At 34.2% G+C, this 20,659-nt stretch carries 18 protein-coding genes and 4 pseudogenes; 15 read left to right on the top strand and 7 right to left on the bottom strand.

Features of this window, described 5'->3' with window-relative positions; all coding sequences use genetic code 11:
* Positions 1-828 (bottom strand): IS256 family transposase (locus Wcon_RS00995; protein WP_114516781.1); only part of this gene is annotated, 828 nt, incomplete at its 3' end.
* 575 nt (positions 829-1,403) lie between these two features.
* Between Wcon_RS00995 and Wcon_RS00985 the strand changes: the two genes are divergently transcribed.
* The 5 genes and pseudogenes from Wcon_RS00985 to Wcon_RS00965 all read left to right on the top strand — a co-directional run bounded on the left by Wcon_RS00985 (position 1,404) and on the right by Wcon_RS00965 (position 6,498).
* The gene (locus Wcon_RS00985) at positions 1,404-1,895 is read left to right on the top strand and encodes a sigma-70 family RNA polymerase sigma factor (RefSeq protein ID WP_114516886.1); all 492 of its coding nucleotides are present in this window, start codon (positions 1,404-1,406) and stop codon (positions 1,893-1,895) included.
* A 49-nt stretch (positions 1,896-1,944) separates the two neighbouring features.
* Positions 1,945-2,734, top strand: a pseudogene (locus Wcon_RS00980) (ATP-binding protein).
* A 23-nt stretch (positions 2,735-2,757) separates the two neighbouring features.
* Positions 2,758-3,237 (top strand): hypothetical protein, encoded by a 480-nt coding sequence (locus Wcon_RS00975; protein WP_114516885.1) that lies wholly within the window; start codon positions 2,758-2,760, stop codon positions 3,235-3,237.
* Complete coding sequence (locus tag Wcon_RS00970; RefSeq protein ID WP_114516884.1) at positions 3,234-4,460, top strand: AAA family ATPase; 1,227 nt, start codon at positions 3,234-3,236, stop codon at positions 4,458-4,460. The genes Wcon_RS00975 and Wcon_RS00970 overlap by 4 nt, the downstream gene beginning before the upstream one ends.
* Before the next feature lie 22 nt (positions 4,461-4,482).
* Positions 4,483-6,498, top strand: coding sequence for an AAA family ATPase (locus tag Wcon_RS00965; RefSeq protein WP_114516883.1), 2,016 nt, complete (start codon positions 4,483-4,485; stop codon positions 6,496-6,498).
* A gap of 12 nt (positions 6,499-6,510) precedes the next feature.
* Here Wcon_RS00965 and Wcon_RS00960 read toward each other — a convergent pair whose 3' ends face one another.
* On the bottom strand, positions 6,511-7,620 hold the full coding sequence (locus Wcon_RS00960; RefSeq protein ID WP_114516882.1) for a hypothetical protein: 1,110 nt from the start codon (positions 7,618-7,620) through the stop codon (positions 6,511-6,513).
* Positions 7,586-8,782, bottom strand: a complete 1,197-nt coding sequence (locus tag Wcon_RS00955; RefSeq protein WP_114516881.1) for a hypothetical protein — start codon at positions 8,780-8,782, stop codon at positions 7,586-7,588. Before Wcon_RS00955 ends, Wcon_RS00960 begins: the two co-directional genes overlap by 35 nt.
* Before the next feature lie 182 nt (positions 8,783-8,964).
* Here Wcon_RS00955 and Wcon_RS11340 point away from each other — a divergent pair, with 182 nt between their 5' ends.
* The 9 genes and pseudogenes from Wcon_RS11340 to Wcon_RS00910 all read left to right on the top strand — a co-directional run bounded on the left by Wcon_RS11340 (position 8,965) and on the right by Wcon_RS00910 (position 16,098).
* Positions 8,965-9,180, top strand: coding sequence for a hypothetical protein (locus tag Wcon_RS11340; RefSeq protein WP_179947449.1), 216 nt, complete (start codon positions 8,965-8,967; stop codon positions 9,178-9,180).
* Positions 9,083-9,889 carry a recombinase family protein gene (locus Wcon_RS00950; RefSeq protein WP_114516880.1) on the top strand — a complete coding sequence of 269 codons (807 nt, stop codon included), beginning with the start codon at positions 9,083-9,085 and terminating at the stop codon, positions 9,887-9,889. Before Wcon_RS11340 ends, Wcon_RS00950 begins: the two co-directional genes overlap by 98 nt.
* 67 nt (positions 9,890-9,956) lie before the next feature.
* On the top strand, positions 9,957-10,718 hold the full coding sequence (locus tag Wcon_RS00945; protein WP_114516879.1) for a recombinase zinc ribbon domain-containing protein: 762 nt from the start codon (positions 9,957-9,959) through the stop codon (positions 10,716-10,718).
* Positions 10,636-12,104 (top strand): annotated as a pseudogene (locus tag Wcon_RS12730) (YifB family Mg chelatase-like AAA ATPase). Before Wcon_RS00945 ends, Wcon_RS12730 begins: the two are co-directional and overlap by 83 nt.
* Positions 12,105-12,180: 76 nt before the next feature.
* Positions 12,181-12,636: a hypothetical protein gene (locus Wcon_RS00935; RefSeq protein ID WP_114516878.1), complete on the top strand. Its 456-nt coding sequence runs from the start codon at positions 12,181-12,183 to the stop codon at positions 12,634-12,636.
* A 224-nt stretch (positions 12,637-12,860) separates the two neighbouring features.
* Positions 12,861-14,040: pseudogene (gene ftsZ / locus Wcon_RS00930) on the top strand (cell division protein FtsZ).
* Positions 14,040-14,438, top strand: a complete 399-nt coding sequence (locus Wcon_RS00925) for an EVE domain-containing protein (RefSeq protein ID WP_114516877.1) — start codon at positions 14,040-14,042, stop codon at positions 14,436-14,438. The pseudogene ftsZ and the gene Wcon_RS00925 overlap by 1 nt, the downstream one beginning before the upstream one ends.
* 357 nt (positions 14,439-14,795) lie before the next feature.
* Positions 14,796-15,254, top strand: coding sequence for an rRNA maturation RNase YbeY (ybeY, locus tag Wcon_RS00915; RefSeq protein ID WP_114516875.1), 459 nt, complete (start codon positions 14,796-14,798; stop codon positions 15,252-15,254).
* A 55-nt stretch (positions 15,255-15,309) separates the two neighbouring features.
* A complete protein-coding gene (locus tag Wcon_RS00910) occupies positions 15,310-16,098 on the top strand; it encodes a succinate dehydrogenase iron-sulfur subunit (protein ID WP_114516874.1) in 789 nt (262 codons plus the stop codon).
* A gap of 3 nt (positions 16,099-16,101) precedes the next feature.
* Here the strand turns inward: Wcon_RS00910 and Wcon_RS00905 are convergent, their stop codons facing one another.
* The 4 genes and pseudogenes from Wcon_RS00905 to Wcon_RS00890 form a co-directional block, all read right to left on the bottom strand.
* The gene (locus Wcon_RS00905) at positions 16,102-17,238 is read right to left on the bottom strand and encodes a hypothetical protein (RefSeq protein ID WP_114516873.1); all 1,137 of its coding nucleotides are present in this window, start codon (positions 17,236-17,238) and stop codon (positions 16,102-16,104) included.
* Positions 17,239-17,286: 48 nt separating this feature from the next.
* On the bottom strand, positions 17,287-18,066 hold the full coding sequence (locus Wcon_RS00900) for a GNAT family N-acetyltransferase (protein WP_114516872.1): 780 nt from the start codon (positions 18,064-18,066) through the stop codon (positions 17,287-17,289).
* A pseudogene (locus Wcon_RS00895) lies at positions 18,056-18,537 on the bottom strand (phosphatidylglycerophosphatase A family protein). Before Wcon_RS00895 ends, Wcon_RS00900 begins: the two are co-directional and overlap by 11 nt.
* A 19-nt stretch (positions 18,538-18,556) precedes the next feature.
* Entirely contained in the window at positions 18,557-19,540 is a 984-nt protein-coding gene (locus tag Wcon_RS00890) for an NAD(P)H-dependent glycerol-3-phosphate dehydrogenase (RefSeq protein ID WP_114516871.1), read from the bottom strand.
* Positions 19,541-19,880: 340 nt separating this feature from the next.
* Here Wcon_RS00890 and Wcon_RS00885 point away from each other — a divergent pair, with 340 nt between their 5' ends.
* Positions 19,881-20,648, top strand: coding sequence for a response regulator transcription factor (locus tag Wcon_RS00885; RefSeq protein WP_114516870.1), 768 nt, complete (start codon positions 19,881-19,883; stop codon positions 20,646-20,648).
* Positions 20,649-20,659 lie beyond the last annotated feature (11 nt).

Raw genomic sequence — 20,659 nt, 5'->3', positions numbered from 1 at the left:
ACTGGATACATATTTCAGAGAATTTCTTATTTGGTGTACTATACATAGCTGCACTTCTGCACTGGGAAATACACTGTTGATGGCTGCAGGAAAGCTTTTTAGCCCATCTACACATGCAATCAGAATATCTTCTACTCCTCTTTCTTTGAGGTTATTTAGCACTTCCAACCAAAAGTTAGCTCCTTCACTTTCAGCCAAATAAAAGCCCAGGACTTCTTTTCTGCCATTTTGGTCTATGCCCAATATATTGTACATACATTTACTTACGCAATGTCCATCCTCCTTGACCTTAAAGAACATCCCATCCATAAATACTATCGGGTATACTGATTGCAGTGGACGACTACGCCATTCATTGATTATAGGCAGTAATTTGTCGGTAATACTTGATATCTCTGCTACCGATATTTTGTGATCATAAATTTCCTCAACGTGTGACGCTATATCTCTATAGCTCATACCACTGGCAAATGTGCTCAAAATCTTCGTTTCAAGCTCTGGATGTAAGCTTGTTTGCCTTTTTTTGACTATTTGCGGCTCAAAACTTCCTTCTCTATCTCTTGGCGTTAACAGCTCAAATGAACCTGCACTTGTACGTAAAGTCTTTCCATTCCTCCCATTTCTGCGATTATTTTCTTCACTTTCAGCTAATAAATGGTTTTCTATTTCACCTTCTAGACTCGCCTCCAGCAGCTTTTTTATAAATGGTGTTAATGCTCCCTCCTTTCCTGTCAACGGTCTTCCTTCTCGTATAGACGACAGGATATTTGTTTCCAACTCTTTATAATCTACCAATCCGTTAGTTCTGTTTACTACTTTTTGACTCATTGTCAAACCTCCATTTTTAAATTGATATAAATTACTTTTTTTCGGTTTGACACACTTTTTTGAACATTCCCGATCCAAACACTCCATATTGGCGGACTTCAGATATGCCCTTCCTAGGAACGGTTTTAGGAACGCATAGTGAAAACCCGCCATACAGGCTAGTTCTAGATTCCTAATTCCTGATTTAGGAAGCCAGTAATTAGGAACGGAACTTAAGGTTATAGAGAGCATACTTTTCAACTATTTTCCTCTTAAAAATTTAAGCTATTCTTTTAACAGTATTTTTAGCTCTTTAGGTGATATTGAATTTCAAAATATGAAATTCTTATATATTTTTAATATAACTTTAGGAAGCCTGAGCTACCCATTCTTAAAAATATTGAAATCCATTCAAAATAGGTTCCAAAAACCTGAACTGTATTATTTTAAATTGCATCAGTATTATTCTCAAAAAAAATAACAGAATATCAATAGATTAAAAATCGCATCAGTATTATTTATTTTTGCTTCTGTCCTACATAACGGCATTAATAACTCTCATCCTTAAAAGCATCAATTTGTTTTTAAGGAAAGTTATGAAATTACAAAACTACCATATAGTTATTAAAAATGTAAAATATCAAGCTTATAGACTGAAACTTGCTAAGTGCTTTATTAATGAAGCTCACGAAGATCTTGAGCAAGAACTCTTCTGTGAAATTTGGCCATGCCTTGATCAGTATGATGAAGATAAAAGTAGCTTTAACACTTTTGTAGCAAGACTAACTGAAAATAAAGCTATTAACTTGCTAAAGAAACAGCGATGTGCAAAACGCGATATCAATAACTATATTAGTATCGATGTAACAGAGCTACTTGAGGGTGAAATAACAAAACGCATTGATGTAGACTATATGATCTCGGTTTTACCAAAGGAATGGCAAAATATATGTGAGCAACTTAAATTTTTTAACTTACATGAAGTTGCCAAAATGAACAACGTTTCAAGAACCACTTTAAACAATATTATCAAGAAGATACGTGCCAAACTTTTTCCTATTTACTACGCAGGCAAAAAGAAAAATTGAACAAAATTTTTGCCTTTCTTGTATATATACATTGCGGCATGGATAAATAATGATTCTTAAAATTTTGAACAATAATGAAAGATTGCAAACAATACCAAGTGTAAAGATGGTCATCTTTGGTCCTTATGGTATTGGTAAAACAAGTCTACTAAAGACTATAGATGAACCAACACTTTGCCTTGATTTTGAAGCAGGGCTTCTTGCCGTTCAAGACTGGCAAGGAGATTCTATTAGCCTTCGCACTTGGAGTGAAGCTAGAGATATTGCTTGTCTTATAGGCGGTTCTAATCCTGCATTAAAATCTGATCAGGCATACAGCCAAAGACACTATGAACATGTATCTAGTAAGTACAAAGATTTTTCCTCTGAGTTTTCTAAATACCGATGCATTTTTGTAGATAGCATAACCGTTGCTTCACGTTTATGTCTATTATGGGCAAAAATGCAACCAGAAGCTTTTTCTGAGAGATCAGGAAAACAGGATATGAGAGCTGCCTATGGATTACTTGCTCAGGAAATGATGGCTTGGCTCAATCAATTTCAACACATCAGAGACAAAGACATCATCATAGTTGGCACTTTAGGTCAATATCTCGATGACTTCAATCGTCCAATTTGGCTACCTCAATGCGAAGGAACTAAAACTGCTAGTGAAATTCCTGGAATAGTTGATGAAGTAATCAGTATGGTTGGAATCAAGAGAGATGATGGAACGGAGTTTTGTTTGCCACACTTTAAACCCTTGGAGATACCCAGCTAAAGACCGCAGTGGACGCCTGAATATGGTTGAAGAACCGCATTTAGGCAAGCTGCTTACAAAGATTAAAAGCAAGTTTTAAAATTTAAACATGGAGAGTGATATATGTTACAAAACCTATTAACTGATTTTAACACTGTAAAACCGCAAAGTAGATTGATACCAAAAGGTACAATAGTAAAGGTAAAAATGACAATCAAGCCTGGAGGTTATGAGCATTGGTTTACTAAAAGCCCCACTACCGGTAGCATTTATTTAAATACAGAATTTACCGTTATTGAAGGTCTATATGAAAAGCACAAGATTTACCAAATAATTGGTATTAAAAGTAATAAAGCAGAAGATACTTGGGGAGAAATGGGTCGCTCTATGCTTCGCAGTATCTTGGAATCGGCACGTGACATTCATCCACATGATAACTCAGAAAATGCAATCCTTGCTCGTAAGCTAAATTCAGTTGCAGAATTAAATGGGTTGGAGTTTACAGTAAAGGTAGGTGTTATAACTGATGAATATGGAGAGAAGAACAAAATTGCTTCGGTAGAATACCGTAAAAATTATGAAATTGACAGAGTACCATTTTGAAGTACGACGAGGAAAAGCTTTGGTCTGCTGTCGTTACTAGAGGTATTCAGGACGCAGTAGGAAAAAACCCAAAGCTAAGAGAAGAAGCAATTAATTGGCTGAATTCAAAATCTTTTGAAACTGTTTGTGAGCTAGCTAATCTCAACTTTAAACGTATGAAAAATATGTATGGGAGTTTTATGTCTAAAAAGCAAGAAAAGATAAAAGCATTATTAATTAATAATATCAAGGAGTGTGTTTCTTACCTACTTCCAAATGGTGAATTTTACCGAGAAAAAACTTATATTGGAGACTTAAATGGAAATACAATTACAGTTAAAATAGTAGGTAAGGAAGCTGGTGATTGGCGTAATTTTACTGAAGGAACTGGTGGTGATATTATTGATCTTTGGATTTTAATTAAGGGTGATATATATTCTGCTAGAAAGTGGCTCAATAAAAAATCAAAGAGTGGAGAAAAAAAAGGGGGGAAAAGAGAAGAAAAAATATTTTCTGTAAAGCAGTACTTAAGTGATCAATCACCAATACCAGAAGATATAATAGCTCCACGAATTCTCACTCCAGGTGGTCTTTTAGTCATTGGTGGTACTCCAAAGGTTGGCAAAAGTTATTTTCTTCTCTCTTTGCTTGCACATCTTGCAGCAGGAGTGTCGTTTCTTAAGATGAAGTCAGCAAGGCCACTAAAAATAGTCTATCTGCAAAATGAGATGGAGTACAATTATATCAGGGAACGCATACAACAAATCATAACTAATCAAAGGCTACCAAATCTAGCAGAAGAAAACTTGATCATTACTACAAAGATGAGATTAACTTTAAATGATGAAGGTATAGAGAGAATAAAAGAGATCATAGGGGAAAAATTTAAAACGATAGATCTTATCGTCTTGGATTCGATTGACTATGAAAATATATTTTCTGGCCTGCAAAGTAGAATAGAAAAACTACGTTCTATAATTAATCCTATGGCTGGAATAATTATTACACGTCATACCAGAAAAGTATCCACAGCTACACTCGCAAAAAGTCCTTTTCAAGCTTTAATTGGTGCTAATGCTTTAAGAAGTTTTTATACATCTGGTATGGTAATGTTTCAACCAAATAAACGTGCAAATGTCTTGCAAGTAGTATATGAGCTAAGAAACGGTAAATCAATACCAGCAAAATTCATTAGCAGAGTAAATGGGCGTTGGCAGAACTCTAAAGTTATAGCTACGGCTTAATTTATCCACAAAAACCGACACTATGCTAGAGCTAAAAACTCAGCTTTTGCAAAACATCAGATCTTGTCTTTTTCATCTTTTACCAAGAGGGACATTTCGTGGTGATAAGTTTTATGTAGGTGATGTACAGGGTAACAAGGGCAAAAGTACTGTAATAGAGTTAACAGGCGAAAGAGCCGGATTATGGAAAGATTTTGCAACGGGAGAAGGTGGTGACATTATTGATCTTTGGGCAACGGTACACGGGAAGAATGCGAGAATAGAGTTTCCTGAAGTAATGCTCTCAATAAGTGAATGGCTTGGAAAAACCAACTTCAAAGAACAGAGAAATTTAGAACAATACTTAACTTGTAGTTGGAACTACTACGATGAAAATAACCAATTGATTGTAATAGTCTACCGTTATGATCCTCCTTTAGAGAAAAAACAATTTAAACCATTTGATGTTAAAAAACAAAGATTCAAAGAGCCGGAGATAAGGCCACTCTACAACATTCCAGGTATTTTAAAATCTGATAAGGTTGTTCTGGTTGAAGGAGAAAAATGCGCAGAAGCACTTATAGAGAAAGGAATAACTGCAACAACAGCAATGTTTGGAGCAAATACTACCCTTGATAAAACAGATTGGACTCCGCTAAAAGGTAAACAAATTATCATTTGGCCAGACAATGATGAAGCAGGTAATAAATATGCCAAAAACGCTGAAAAGAAACTTTTAGAACTTGGTGTTGCATCACTTGCTACGCTTAAGATTCCACCGAATAAACCAAGGAGTTGGGATGCTGCTGATTGTGTGTTAGAGGGAATAAATATTGAAGAATTTATTGAAAAAAACTCAAGAAAAATAATTATTAAACCACCACTTGATATTTTCAGCTGGAGTGTAGAGCGTTTTGTAGGTCCAGTACCAAAGCAAAGATTCTTGGTTGAAGGATTATTTCCTTTGGGTGTAACATCTATTTTGGCTGCAATGGGTGATACTGGTAAAGGTATGCTTCTTCTTGACCTAGCCCTCAAGGTTGCAGGTAGCATAGATCAGGTATGCGGATTTGGCCAACTTGTTACTGAACATGGATCTGTTGTGGTATTTTCTGCAGAAGATGATACAAATGAAATACATCGTCGCTTAGAACGACTTGATCCCAAATGTGAAAGATTAAAATATAAAGATAGGCTATTTATTGTACCACTGCCAAATATAGGAGGATCTTTTGCCATACTTAAGAATGTTCGCGGTAAAGTTGTAGAAATATCTCCAGAATTTGAGTCTGTAATGAAGCAGCTGAGCAGGATAAAGGATTTAAAGCTCATTATATTTGATCCCCTTGCTTCTTTCATTCATGCAGATTTAAATGCTGATCCAGCAGTAGGGGATTATCTCATGTGTTTATTATCTGATTTAGCATGTAGCACTGGAGCTTCAATAATTACTGCACATCATATGAGAAAGCTGAAGGGAGAAAAGCCTATATCAACAGTAGAGCAAGCACGAGATGCTATTCGAGGTACTTCTGCTCTCGTAAATGGAGTCAGGTGTTCTTTTGCTTTTTGGCCTGTTGAGGATATAACTAAACCAATGATTTTTAGATCAATTGGAAAAATCCCAAGACAAAATGCCTTATTTTATGGAGCTGTTGTTAAGGCAAATGGCCTGGCTGATCGTACTGTACGTACTTATCTGAGAAATGAAGAAACAGGACTATTAGAAGACATCACTGAACAATTAAAAGCTCAAAATACTAGTGATAAGGATCTTAAAATATATCTTATTGATTCAATTGCGCGAGCTGCTATTTCAGGACATCCATTTACTCACACAGGAAGTGCAGGAATACATAAACAACGACATAGACTGCCTGAAATTTTTCATAGTATGGGAAGAGATAGACTAGAGCGTATAGTTCAAGAGCTTTTACAAGCAAAGCAAATAGTTAAAGGAATGGCTAATGGTTCAAAAGAAGATAAATGGCTTGATGTAAAAACAGGACCATTTGCACGTGGAGTTGGAAAATTTACTCATGGAGCTGAAAATTTTTAAAATCAGGAAATTCTATTTTTTTATAGTCAAAGTAAAAGGGTTAATACGATAACCATGTGATGATCTTTGCCAACCAAGGGTTTGTATTACATCATCACGTTCAATACTTAATCCTAATCTCTCAGCAAGTGTAGTTTTGATTGTTCTTTGCATTTTATTTAATGGTTTTCTGATTTGATGTTCTAAATCTGCTTCTAAACTAAGTCCCAAGAGTTTTTCTAACTGATTAATATTGAGAAGTGTATGTTTTTCTGGTGGTAATTCTTTCTCACAGTCATGTAAAAATTGCTTGAACAATATTCGAAAAATATTAAGACATGATACAGCTTTTTTATTTATAACTTCAACGCTATTAACGTATACCATACCTTTAACTACCTGTAACTCCAAAAGCTTTGTTGGTACAATTGGTTCAACACGTTTAAGCGAAATATATGAAGCTGGTAAAACTTGCAAAGAAGTATTTTCTACTACCTCTGGTACTCCTCTTTTAGCTGCTTCTTGAAATATCTCAGTTAAAGTCTTAAGCTGACAAAACAGTTCTACCATTCGCACTACATATAGGCTCAATAATAGATTCGGTATATCTTTTTTTAGAGTAATGAGAACTGTTGGATGGACTCTAAGTTTATCTATAGTTAGAAATATTGCATCAGTACAAAAATCAAGGATTATTAGATTTACAGTACAACCTTGATTACAAACATAATAAACTCCTTTTTCCACTTTTTCCCACATAAGTCTTGAATCATTCAACTCGGTTTCAAACCAGTCTATGATTTTCTCTATATTTAAGTATATGGATAAGAGATGAAATCTCTGTTTTTGATAAGTATTAGGCAGAATATGACGAGAACAGTTTTCACAAATAGCGTCATCACATGCTTCATCAAAGTCTGGATCAATGAAAATCTCATTGCTACAACTTGGATCAATTACATTTGGCCAATCAAGATAATCTTCTTCACAAGAGCAAACAATATAATACCTTTCTTGCATTTGTATCCATCCAAGATCAAATAAGTATCTTGCTGCTTTAATGTGATTTTGACTTGGATTAACCCAAGAACTATTTGAACTTAAAAGATCAGCAATTTGCTCGTGAAAGAATTTTAAGACCATAAGATTGTTCCATATGTTTCTTCAGGTCCTCTCTTTCTTTTTTATTGAGTGGATGCTCTGAATAATAAACTTCCCCACTTATTTTGAAAGAAAATGTTACCTTTTTGTTTTGGAACATTACTTTAGCTGATTGAATAGATTGTAGTATATTGCCAATAGATGGCTTTAAAATATGTAACTCTGGTGCAATAGAATCATACGGCTTTACACTTAAAGTAAGATATGTATTACTATTCTTAAAATAATCTGACTTAAAATTTAACTCAAATATACAAATATTAGGATCAGAACCCTCTATACATGCTTGAAGAAATTTATGCACTTGTAGTGGAAAGTTCTTATCTTGTATATTTACAAAAGTACATTCACAGTTAAAATAACCACTTGCAATACTATTTGCTATTTCCACAGCTTTATTAGTATTTTTAGCACAGAGATTAACCTGAGTGCCATCAAGAGAAAAGTCTAAAATCATCCACTCAGGTTTATGGCCATGAACAACCTTGTTTGAATTAAGTAGTAAATCTATGTCACTTCCTCGACGTACAAACATATATATCCGATCTTGATGATGGAAAAAACCCTGCAATTGGTTTTCGAACTTTAGTATCTGCTCTACGGCTTCTCGTGACATAAATTCCTTGAATGAAGTATTTATTTGTCTTGGTGATTTCTGTAGAGCAAATGATACGAAACCTTTCTTTTGCACTTTATCAAAGTGATAAACAGATTTTAGAAGTTCATAATTTATGTGAAACAGTAAAAATAACAAGGATCTTTTATCATACTTAGTATTATTTTTTATCAGGTACGATCTCATTGACTTCTCAGTCAGAGCAAATCTTGCTACTTCACTGACTGTAGCCTCAAGCTTTGTACGATCAAAGTAGCTAATGAGATAATAGTTAAAAAGAGAGTCAGAGTAACTGACAAGTATCTTGCGTTTTTGTTGAGTGGATCTATCATCATAACCTCCATCTTGAAAAAGCTGTCCATTTAAACAATTTTTAAAGCAATGCTGAAAAATGATGCTCAATTGTTTACCAGAAAGGGAATCAAGCCATAGTTTGCGTAATTCTAAATTTTGAAAGCGATCTAGTAAAAGATTAACCGGAACTTCTAAATCACTCTCCCAGAATTCGTAACTTGGATAAACATCCATAACACATTAAATAAGCTATATTATATATAATATGATAATTCAAGCAAAGATTTTTTGGACATAATTTTTTCAAATCTTGTATATTTACTAGGGAGAGTTTTTTCAGACTAGATAGCATTCTTAAATAACAGTTTAGTTTAAAATGCTTACCAATCTACAAGAAATTTCACAGGAAGAAAAACATGCAAAAAGGAGAGTTAGGTATTTATTGGGGTTATAAGCCTAATCGGTTGGCAGATACATATTTGGCAGATGCTTATGAACAATTATTGAAATGTAAAACAAAGGAGGTAGAAGAAAATGACAACGGTAAGCTTATATGCAAGAGTTTCATCAAGACAACAGGCACAGGAGAATACGATAGAGAGTCAGATTGCAGAACTGGAGCGTCGCATTAGTAGCGATGGACATGAGTTACTAGATGAGCATAGGTTTGTTGACAATGGTTACAGTGGATCAAACTTAGAACGTCCTGGCTTAGAGAGTTTACGTGATAGAGTAGCAGAAGGTAAGATTGATAAGATATACATTCATTCACCTGATCGGTTATCACGGAAATCTGCATACCAAGCGCTCTTACTCGAAGAGTTTAGAAAAGCAGGGTCAGAGGTTATTTTTCTAAATCATAAATTTGAGGATAACCCAGAATCTAATATGTTTTTAGGAATTCAAGGATTAGTAGCAGAGTATGAACGTGCAAAAATTATGGAACGTAATCGCAGGGGAAAACTTCATGCAGCTAAAACTGGCCGTATAAGTGTAATGAGTAATGCACCTTATGGTTATCGCTACATAGCAAAACATGTAGGTGAAGGAAGTGCTCAGTTTGAGGTTGATGAAGAAGAGGCAGATGTAGTGCGTAAAATATTTAGTTGGATTGGTCAAGAAAGAGCAAGTATAGGAGAAGTTGTACATAGGCTGAATAAGATACCGGTAATAACACGAACAGGGAAAAGCTATTGGAAAAGAAGCACTATTTGGAACATGTTAAAAAACCCTGCTTATATAGGACAAGCAGCTTATGGTAAAACTAAGAAATGCTCAAAACCACAAGTAAAAAAATCAAAAAAAGGAAACTTGTGGCAAGCTCAAAAGTGGTCGCTTTAATAGTGATAAAGAGAACTGGACTTATATTCCAGTACCAAAAATAATCAATGAAAATTTATTTGATTCAGTGCAAACACAACTAGCTGAAAATAGACAAAGAGCAAGAGTACGGCAAAGAAGAGAAACATATTTATTACAAGGTTTAATGGTATGCCAACGTTGTCAATATACTTATTGTGGTACAAACTATGTTAACTATAAAAAGTCGACATATTATTACTATCGTTGCTCTGGTACAAACTCTAGCAAATTTAATGGCAATAAAATCTGTGATAATAAATCAATACGTACTGATGTACTAGATGCAGTTATATGGGAAGAAGTCAAAAGTATATTAAAAGAGCCAGATAGGATTGCAAATGAATATCAACGTAGATTATCAGAGAACAAAAAACCTCTACATAATCAAACACGTGAAAAGCAAGAAAGTAAGTTAAGATTAAGTATCAAAAAATTTATTGATAGCTATGCCAAAGGGTTTATAAGCCAAGAAGAATTTGAGCCAAGAATTACAACAATGAAACAGCATTTAAAAGAAATTGAGGAGGAAAAAGAAAAAGTACTTGATCAAAAGAAATTACAACAAGAATTGAGCCTTGTTACAGATAGCTTGAAAAACTTTTCCTCAAGCGTTGAGTCAAAGCTTGATCAAGTGGATTGGCAGACTAAACAAAATATTATTAGAATGTTGATTCATCAAATTGAAATCAATCACAACCACTTATACATAGTATTTCGAATAAAAAATCTTGCAAATCTTGATCAAAATAGGCATAATAGAATTATGCAATGTTGTACTAGCAGTCAATATTGTCGGATTGCCAGATAAAACTGTTGCAGAATCCAAAGAGCGCATCAGAGCAGCGTTAAACTCAATCAATCTGCTGTTACCTCCAAAAAGAATCACAGTTAATCTTTCCCCTGCGGATTTGCTAAAAGAAGGCAGCCATTATGACTTAGCTATTGCTGTTGGATTACTTGTTGTAATGAATGTGATACCAGTTGAAAAAGTTCAGTCTTATATCATTATGGGTGAGCTTGCACTAGACAGCAGAGTCATACCAGTCTCAGGAGTACTTCCAACATCAATCAATGCAAAACAGGCAAATAAAGGAGTAATTTGCCCAAGGGGAAATGGAGTAGAAGCTTCATGGGTAAAGAATGTTTCTATTCTGGCTATAGAGAAATTAACCGATATTATCAGACATTTTAAGGGTGAGCAGTCAATTCAGCCGGTAACTTTTAACTATAGCGCTGCACCCAAAGAAAAAAGGTTGGTTCCAGATATGAAAGATATCAAAGGCCAAGTTGTTGCAAAAAGAGCAGCTGAAATTGCAGCAACAGGCGGGCACAATATGCTTCTTGTTGGACCTCCTGGTACTGGAAAGTCAATGCTTGCTAAGCGATTTATAGGGCTATTGCCTGATTTGACTGAACAGGAGATGATTGATGTTAATATTATTTCCAGCATAACAAAAGCCGGTAGCAAAACATTCAAAGTAACTCGTCCATTTCGTGAACCTCATCACTCATGCTCCATGCCAGCGATGATAGGAGGAGGAAAAATGCAAAGCCTGGGGAAATCACCATGGCTCACAATGGTGTGTTATTTCTTGATGAGCTACCTGAATTTCCAAGGCTTGTGCTTGATTCTCTACGCCAACCACTTGAAGATAGAAAAGTTACTGTTGCAAGGGCAAATGCTCACATTACTTATCCAGCTAATTTTCAACTTATAGCTGCAATGAACCCTTGCAGGTGCGGTTATTTAGGTGATGCAAGCAGATCGTGCAACAAAGCTCCAAAATGCGGCACAGATTATAGAAATAAAATATCAGGACCTTTGCTTGATAGAATAGACATATGCATTGAAATGCCAAATGTCAACATACTCTCTCCTGAAATTTCTTCAGAAGGAGAAAGTACTAAGACCATAAGAGAAAGAGTGATAGCAGCTAGAAAAATTCAAGCTGAACGTTATAGTAAATTGAATATTCGTTGCAATGCAGAAGTCAGTGGTGAAGCATTAACTAAGCTAGATCAGGAAGGGTTAGAATTGCTAAAATACGTACTGAAAGAAAATTATATTTCTAATCGGGGCTACACACGCGTATTAAGAGTAGCAAGAACCATTGCAGATCTTGCAAAAAGTGAGGAAATAAAAAGAGCACACATTGCAGAAGTGCTGAATTACAGAATAAGAACATATAAATAAATTAATTTACTTGACAGGCAGCTTTTTTTGCCATATATTACCTTTAGTGAAATTTTAATATTTTAGGAGTAGAGTTATGCCATTAACAAGTTATAAATATAAAGATGGGGAGAGCTTCTCCCATGCTATTGCAGAAGGATTCAGAAACGCTGGAAAATGCTGGGGAATTCCTGGTGCTGCTAGTGGAGCTGGTCAGTATATTAAGGATAATAAGTTAAGAACAGCATTATTTTCGGTTGCAGTTGCAAGTGTTGTCTTTACAGCAATGCATATGAAAGCAGGCTTTGTTAGTGCAGCAGAAGCTTCTGGGTTTCTTGCTAAGACTGCCAGTTACTTTGTTGGGACAAATCAAGCAATAGCTGCTTCATTACCTGGATTTATCGGAACAGGTGTTGCTGGTCAGATAGTTGCAGGTGCCATAATGACAATTGCTGCAGCTGCTGTTCTTTATGGAACATATCAAATTGCCTCAAAATTAAAAGATGTTGCAGTTGAAGCATATAAAGGAAAAGAGAAAAGAGAAGCTATGTAATAACTTCAACAAAACAGAAAGGAACGGGTCTCTGTTCCTTTTTTACAATTTTTTTTGCATCTTAAGTAGTGTTATTTGAAAGCCCATAATTATTACATCTATTAATGTTAAGAATAAGTAAATCTTATTTACTGTTTGTATATATCGAAATGAAAAATGTTTGCATATTGTTAAAAAAGCAGTAACTTGTTATCAAGTGAATTCGCTAAATTTGAGTAATTTACATGTCAATTGACCTTAGTTTACCAGATCTACCCATATTGCACCCAAGGATTACCGTTGTGGGGGTGGGTGGTGCTGGTGGAAATGCTGTGAACAACATGATCCAATCCAATTTGCAAGGAGTAAATTTTGTTGTAGCAAATACCGATGCTCAAGCGTTAGAGAAGTCATTGTGTGATAAAAAAATTCAACTTGGTATTAATTTAACTAAGGGACTTGGTGCTGGTGCTTTGCCTGATGTTGGTAAAGGTGCAGCAGAAGAATCAATTGATGAAATTATGGAGCATATAAAAGATAGCCATATGCTTTTTATCACAGCGGGAATGGGCGGTGGTACCGGAACAGGTGCTGCACCGGTAATTGCAAAGGCAGCCAGAGAAGCAAGAGCTGCAGTTAAAGATAAAGGACCAAAAGAAAAAAGATACTGACTGTTGGGGTTGTAACTAAACCGTTCGGTTTTGAAGGTGTGCGACGTATGCGCATTGCAGAGCTTGGACTTGAAGAGTTGCAAAAATATGTAGATACACTTATTGTCATTCCCAACCAAAACTTATTTAGAATTGCTAACGAAAAAACTACATTTGCTGATGCATTTAAACTTGCCGATAATGTTCTTCATATTGGCATCAGAGGAGTAACTGATTTGATGATCATGCCAGGACTTATTAATCTTGATTTTGCTGATATAGAAACAGTAATGAGCGAGATGGGTAAAGCAATGATTGGTACTGGAGAGGCAGAAGGAGAAGATAGGGCAATCAGCGCTGCAGAGGCTGCAATATCTAATCCATTGCTTGATAATGTGTCAATGAAAGGTGCACAAGGAATATTAATTAATATTACTGGCGGTGGAGATATGACTCTGTTTGAGGTTGATGCTGCAGCCAATAGAGTGCGTGAAGAAGTGGATGAAAATGCAAATATAATATTTGGTGCCACTTTTGATCAGGCGATGGAGGGGAGAGTTAGAGTTTCTGTTCTTGCAACTGGCATTGATGGCTGTAATGACAATTCATCTGTTAATCAAAGCAAGACCCCAGAGGAAAAAATTTTAAATGGCCTTACAATCAAATTCCAATATCAGAAACAAAAGAATATGCTTCAACTGAGCAAGCAAACGAAGGAGTTAAGTGGGGCAGTAATGTTTATGATATACCAGCTTATTTAAGAAGAAAAAAATAATGCAATTTTGGCTACTCAAGTCAGAACCAAGCGAATACTCGTGGCAAAAAATGGAAAAGGAGCAGGTGACGCAGTGGGATGGTGTATGTAATTATCAAGCTCAAAATTACATGAGAGCTATGAAATTAGGCGATCTTACGTTTTTTTATCACACAGGCAAAGAGAGAGCTATACTTGGAATAGTTGAGGTATTAAAAGAATACTATCAAGTTGATGATTCTAAGTTTGGATTAGTGAATGTAAAGCTTTTGAAACCTTTAAATAACCAAGTAACGTTAAGCAGTATAAAACAAAACCCACTTTTGAAAAATATGGCTATATTAAAACAATCACGTTTATCAATTGCCCCAGTTTTGGAAATTGAATGGAATGAAATAATGAGGATGAGTGATGTGTAATACCTGTTGTTTCGGTTCCCAAACGATATTACCTCAGCACGTAACGTACAGCCGTATGAATGTTTGTTTCGAAGGCAGTGCATTAGCCGGTTTTGCATCAAACACAAAGCAGTGCTTGACACTGGAATCCACCTGTAATGCAACCACATTAAAAATGTTGTGTTTTAATATAGCTTTTATATTCACTCACCTAATATCTAATCAGAATTCCTGGATCCCAGTGTCGGGGCACTGGGATGACATCCTTCTAGTGTACAATATTCATATAGTTGTATGTATGATACGATGGTCTATAACTCTTCTTTTTTGGGTTTCAATGTCAAGTTATGGGATAATGTCCTTTCTGGTGCGTTATTCATGTTAGAAGTAAATATTCTTGATAAGAGGTGGCATAGTATTACGGAGGACCCAGAGAGTTTTGTATTAAATATTATTAATGCTTCTCTAAAAGAATTAAAAATAGATCACTATAAACCAAATATATCAATAGCTCTCGCTGATGATAACTTGCTACATCAACTTAATCTTAAGTTTAGAAAAATAGATAAGCCAACTAATGTACTATCATTTCTATGCGAACAATTATCTAGTGAATGTGATCTAGGGGACATAGCAATTGCAATAGATACAATAGAAAGAGAGTCTCATGAGTACTGTATATCCATCCTTACTCACACTGCACACATGTTAGTTCATGGATTATTGCATTTACTTGGCTATGATCATCAAAAAGAAGATGAGGAAATTATAATGAAGAATTTAGAAAATAGGATTTTAGCTTTGCTTGAATTTGAAAAGGAAAAGTATGGTAGATAATACCAAAATATGTTATTTACAAATAAAGGGGTTTTAGCTGTAAAAGGTAAGCAATATGGTTCAGTTTTCTTTGCCAAAGAATTCTAAAGTTAATAAAAAGGGCAAAATTTATCCTACTCCTACTGGAGCAAAAAATATTAGAAGATTTCAAATTTACCGTTGGTCTGCTGATGATGATAAAAATCCAAGAGTAGACACATTTTTTATCGATATGGATAATTGTGGTCCTATGGTACTTGATGCATTAATAAAAATAAAGGACGAAATAGATTCGACCTTAACTTTTAGACGTTCTTGCAGAGAAGGGATATGTGGATCTTGTGCAATGAATATAGATGGTACCAACACTCTTGCATGCACTAAATCTATATGTGATATAAAAGGTGAAATAAAAATATATCCACTACCTCATATGTTTATAGTAAAGGATCTAGTTTCAGATCTAAGCCAATTTTATGAGCAATATAAATCAATTAAGCCTTGGTTACAGGCAGACAAACCTACCCTGCCGAATAAAGAATATCCTCAATCTCCTGAAGATAGAAAAAAATTAGATGGTCTGTCTGATTGTATACTATGTGCTTGCTGTTCGACTGGTTGCCCAAGCTATTGGTGGAATAGTGATAAATTTTTAGGGCCAGCAATATTACTGCAAGCTTACAGATGGATTGCCGACAGTCGTGATGATAAGACAGGAGAAAGACTTGATTCTTTAAACGACCCATTTAAGTTGTATCGTTGTCATACAATAATGAACTGTACAAAAACCTGTCCGAAAGGGCTTAATCCAGCAAGAGCGATAGCAAAAGTAAAACAGCTCATGGTAGAGAGAGAAGGAGTTTGAGCATTATTTCTTACACTCTTCGTAAGAAAATAGTAAACCCTCTGAAGCGTAGGGTATTGTTAATACTCTAAACGTTCTTCCATTCATGAAATGCATTGTTTCATCATATGATTCAAATAATCTTTTGAACAACTCATGTCTTTGTTTACTAATAGTTTGAAAATCCTCTTTTCCTAAAAGCTTTTTAGATTCGAGTAGGTAAAGCATAACCTCGTGATAAGTTGGGTCAGATGCCAAAAATTTTGGGTCAAACTGAAAAGTTTTTATAAAAGCATTATTATAAAATTTTAACTCTTGATTCTTACTATATATCGCTACAGCAATCGATAACTTCTCAAGCAAACTTTTTTGTGCAGCCAAACAATTGTTTAGCTCAGTATGTAATTTTTCTTCATCACTAACATCTTTTCCATACATTACCATGCTACTAGAATTTTGTATTGGAACTTTAACAAAATTAAAAACCTTAGGTTCGTTCTTGTAAGTTATTACACACTTTCCTGGTTTTACGTTATAGGAGCCACTCGCAACAGTAAATTTTTTAGAGCTGCCTATATATTTATCATAAAATAAGTTATAAAACCTTACTTTTTCATTCTTGTTGCACTTCAGTATTGGAAATGGTAAAGAGTCAAAAACTTTTTTATAGCTCTCCACTTCTCGCATAAGCTTACTATTTTCTAACTCAAGTTCGTTAGCTTTTATCTTATAATCTGAGATATTCCTTATCCATAATAACACACCAATCACGTTATTAGAGTAATCTATTATGCTTCTACCATAACATGTACAATAAACCTCACTGTCTTTTGACTTTAAATCTAGAGTAAAAGATTTATTTATTTCCTTTGCCTCAGCAAAGCTTTTAATTAAGCTTTCTGATTGCTCAAAAAAATTTACAAACTCATTAAACGAATAAAAAACAGTGTTAAGCAAAATTAGTAAATTGGGAGAGAACTTTTCTATACGTTTTTTTGCATCCCAAATATAAAATCCATCATTTACAGTATCTATTAAATTATTTATGATAACATTTTGATGTTGTAAGTCCTTAATTTTATTACTAATTTTTAATTTAGAATATGAGAAAAAGAAGAATATTAGAATTAATATTAAAACTACTTCATACAAAAAAAACATAGCGCTGTTAAAACGAACGTAAAAACTTGCAACTGCTCAGCAAAGAAATTATACTGAAGAGGTATATAGATAAAGGTTGCCCAACATCTGAAAACCTAACCTCTTGTAAAGGTTTACAGAAGGTTTCATACAATGTGCTACTACATATTTGCATTCAAGTTGCTTAGCTATCTTTATTCTTTCTAAAACAATTTGAGTACCTAACCCATGACCCCTATAAGTTGGCAAAACCCCATCACTATAAAAACCAGCTACGCTGTCTTGAATATAAAGACCGCATGTTCCAATAATTTCATTATTTAATTTTACAAGAAAAAATCTCAATCCTGAGCTCTTATTATCATAATTTGATAACCGGCGAAAAAATGTGCTGACAATTCCAACGTTATGATAAAAAATTTTAGAAGTGTACAAATCTAACTGTTCTAAGAGTTCACTACTATTTACAATATTCAATCTCAAATTCGGAACAGCATCAGCAGGTAAAAAATAATTTTTCATATTAAGTAAAGCTTTTTTTGGTGTGCTAACGTGTTTTATTTCATACTTTTCTAAAATATCTCTTGTTTTTAGACGTGAGTCCATTACCCATGTTGCTTCTATATTTCTTACTCTGAGATAATCTAGAGTTCTCCATATAGAAAGCTCAGTACATTGATCTTCACAAAACACAAAATTAAATAATGACTCCCTAGTACCATTTATTGTAAATATAATGTTATCAAATCTATCATGTATTTCCCACTTGGATAAATTCGTTGCATAAAGTATATAATCCTTCAGGTTTTGAACAATTAAGTTTGAATAATAAATTTTTTTATCCTGCATAAACCAACAATAAACAATAAAAGGCTCCTATAAAAACGCAGGCTAAAATTGCGGCTACAACATCATCTAGCATAATACCCAAAGGACCTTTGGTATTCCTATCAATCAAATTTATAGGCCACACTTTTATTATATCAAAAAACCTAAAGGAGAAAAAGCACACCAATAATACAGAGCTATTCATTTCTTGGTCTAATAATATTGAAACTAGAAGTACTGTCAGCAATTGACCAACTACTTCATCAATTACTACCTCTTTTGGATCACATGGAGCTTTGTAATGTTGTATATAATTGCCTGTAGACCATAATCCAATCAAAAATAAAAAAAAATAATTGCTACACCTAAAATTCTGTCACTCAGTATTACAGGAACAATTGGGTAAGCAGCCAAGCTGCCTATAGTACCTGGCATGTTTTTTACCGTGCCAGATAGCCACCATGTTGATATCAGTTTATATAAAAATTTCATAATATACCGAAATACAAAACTAAGTTACAAGAACAGAAATAGTATCTTTTATGGAGGTATTTTCATATAATAATCTATAGATCGCTTCACATACAGGCATTTTTATCTTTAGCTTTCCTGCTAAATCAAACGCGGACTTAGCAGTGTTAAAGCCTTCAATCACTGATTTGCCTTCTGATAAAATTTGCTGAACATCAAAGCTATTGTTATTACTACCTACTTTAAATCCAAAAGATAGATTTCTTGAACTCAAGGATGTGCATGTCATAACTAGATCACCTAAACATGCTGGCCCAAGTAGTGTATTCATATCTATATTATGGTCACCAACTTTTGCCGAGTATAAATTCTTAATTTCGCTCATACTCTTCGTAATCAATGCTGCATGAGCATTAAACCCAAGCTTGCTACCTAGAACAATCCCACATGCTATAGCAAAAACATTCTTTAACGCTGCACAAACTTGTATACCTATAACATCGCTACTGAGATATAACTTAACGTTTTCTTGCTGTAGCTCTGATACTAATTTTGGACATAATACATCATTTTGACATGCAAGAACCATCGAATATGGTAATTCTCTTGCAACTTCTATAGCAAAACTAGGGCCAGAAAAAACAGCAATAGGATTATTAGGTAAAACTTCATTGACTATTTCACTAGGTAATTTTAATGTAGATTTTTCTATTCCTTTACAAGCCAAAATTACTGCTACATTTTTTTTTAGGTTACAATCATGCAATTGATGACATATTTCTCTTAGAGACTGAGTGGGAACAGCTAGGATTATTACTGAAGCATTAACTGTATCTTCAATAGCTAATTTTACTGATACATTATCAGAAATTGGATAACCAGGTAGCTTGTCACTTTCTCTTTTCCCCTTAATTGATTCAAATGTGGCCTCATTGCGAGTCCACAAAATTACATTTTTCTTACTACTTAATGAAATTGCAATTGCTGTACCCCATGCACCAGCACCTAAAATTGATATTGCCACTCAATATTCCTGAAAGTATTACTTATAATTTAAAACAGTAAAACAGTAAAACAAGTAAATTAAAAATATAACATAGATATAAAAAATAGTTAAATATCTATTAACTTAAGTATTCTTTTAATAAGAATAGCTTTTTTTCAATGTTTACTAAAAATACTATTATTATTATAGTATATAATATGTCTATTATATTTTAGATCTACTTGTATAATTTTGGAACGACATGTTAACTATTAATTAATAAGTGTAATTTCTATTATTCGTTAATAAAAATTTGATTTGTTACTTTCCTTGGTTATATATATTACTAAAATTATAAATTATTTATGGGGTGTAAAATATGCGTATATTATTAATTGAAGATGATCAAGTAAGTGCAAAGACTGTAGTTAATGCCTTAGCTTCCGATGGACATTTTTGCGACGTTGTTACTTCTGCACAAGATTATAACAATAATATGGTTTCCTCGGGTGGAGATTGTTACGATCTAGTTATTCTAGATATACACCTGCCTGGTGATATTGATGGATATGATATACTGTTAAGATTAAGAAGTGCAAAAATCAAAGTTCCTGTTTTAATACTTTCATGTATCTCCGCCGTCAACCATAAAGCTAAAGGACTTGGGTATGGTGCCGATGATTACTTAACCAAGCCATTTCATAAGAGCGAATTATTAGCTCGAATGAAGGCCATAGTGCGTCGTACTAAAGGTCATCCCGAATCAGTGATAAAGATTGGTAATATAAATATCAATTTTGACCACAGGGTTGTTGAAGTGAAAGGCAAAACGGTTCACCTTACTAACAAAGAGTATTCCATGATAGAATTGTTGGCATTACGTAAAGGAACGGTTTTGACAAAAGAAATGTTTTTAAACCATCTTTACAATGGCTTGGACGAACCTTCAGATAACAAGATAGTTGATGTTTTTATGTGCAAATTACGTAAGAAACTTGAAAATGCAAATGATGGAATAAGCCACATAGAAACCGTTTGGGGCAGAGGATATGTTCTAAAAGAATACATTGACGATGAAGAATATTCTAATGCTATAGGCGAAAGTAGTAGTGGATATCAAACAGAACAAGTTAAGGACAGTGCGTGAAATGATTTATT

Source organism: Wolbachia endosymbiont of Cylisticus convexus (genome assembly GCF_003344345.1).
This window is presented reverse-complemented; position numbering and strand designations above follow the sequence as displayed.

Bases quoted from the DNA above. Each gene is read 5' to 3' on its own strand.
- Wcon_RS00985 (WP_114516886.1), top strand. From the start codon at position 1,404: ATGAAATTACAAAACTACCATATAGTTATTAAAAATGTAAAATATCAA.
- Wcon_RS00975 (WP_114516885.1), top strand. From the start codon at position 2,758: ATGTTACAAAACCTATTAACTGATTTTAACACTGTAAAACCGCAAAGT.
- Wcon_RS00965 (WP_114516883.1), top strand. From the start codon at position 4,483: ATGCTAGAGCTAAAAACTCAGCTTTTGCAAAACATCAGATCTTGTCTT.
- Wcon_RS00960 (WP_114516882.1), bottom strand. From the start codon at position 7,620: ATGGTCTTAAAATTCTTTCACGAGCAAATTGCTGATCTTTTAAGTTCA.
- Wcon_RS00955 (WP_114516881.1), bottom strand. From the start codon at position 8,782: ATGGATGTTTATCCAAGTTACGAATTCTGGGAGAGTGATTTAGAAGTT.
- Wcon_RS11340 (WP_179947449.1), top strand. From the start codon at position 8,965: ATGCAAAAAGGAGAGTTAGGTATTTATTGGGGTTATAAGCCTAATCGG.
- Wcon_RS00950 (WP_114516880.1), top strand. From the start codon at position 9,083: ATGACAACGGTAAGCTTATATGCAAGAGTTTCATCAAGACAACAGGCA.
- Wcon_RS00935 (WP_114516878.1), top strand. From the start codon at position 12,181: ATGCCATTAACAAGTTATAAATATAAAGATGGGGAGAGCTTCTCCCAT.
- Wcon_RS00925 (WP_114516877.1), top strand. From the start codon at position 14,040: ATGCAATTTTGGCTACTCAAGTCAGAACCAAGCGAATACTCGTGGCAA.
- ybeY (WP_114516875.1), top strand. From the start codon at position 14,796: ATGTTAGAAGTAAATATTCTTGATAAGAGGTGGCATAGTATTACGGAG.
- Wcon_RS00910 (WP_114516874.1), top strand. From the start codon at position 15,310: ATGGTTCAGTTTTCTTTGCCAAAGAATTCTAAAGTTAATAAAAAGGGC.
- Wcon_RS00905 (WP_114516873.1), bottom strand. From the start codon at position 17,238: ATGTTTTTTTTGTATGAAGTAGTTTTAATATTAATTCTAATATTCTTC.
- Wcon_RS00900 (WP_114516872.1), bottom strand. From the start codon at position 18,066: ATGCAGGATAAAAAAATTTATTATTCAAACTTAATTGTTCAAAACCTG.
- Wcon_RS00885 (WP_114516870.1), top strand. From the start codon at position 19,881: ATGCGTATATTATTAATTGAAGATGATCAAGTAAGTGCAAAGACTGTA.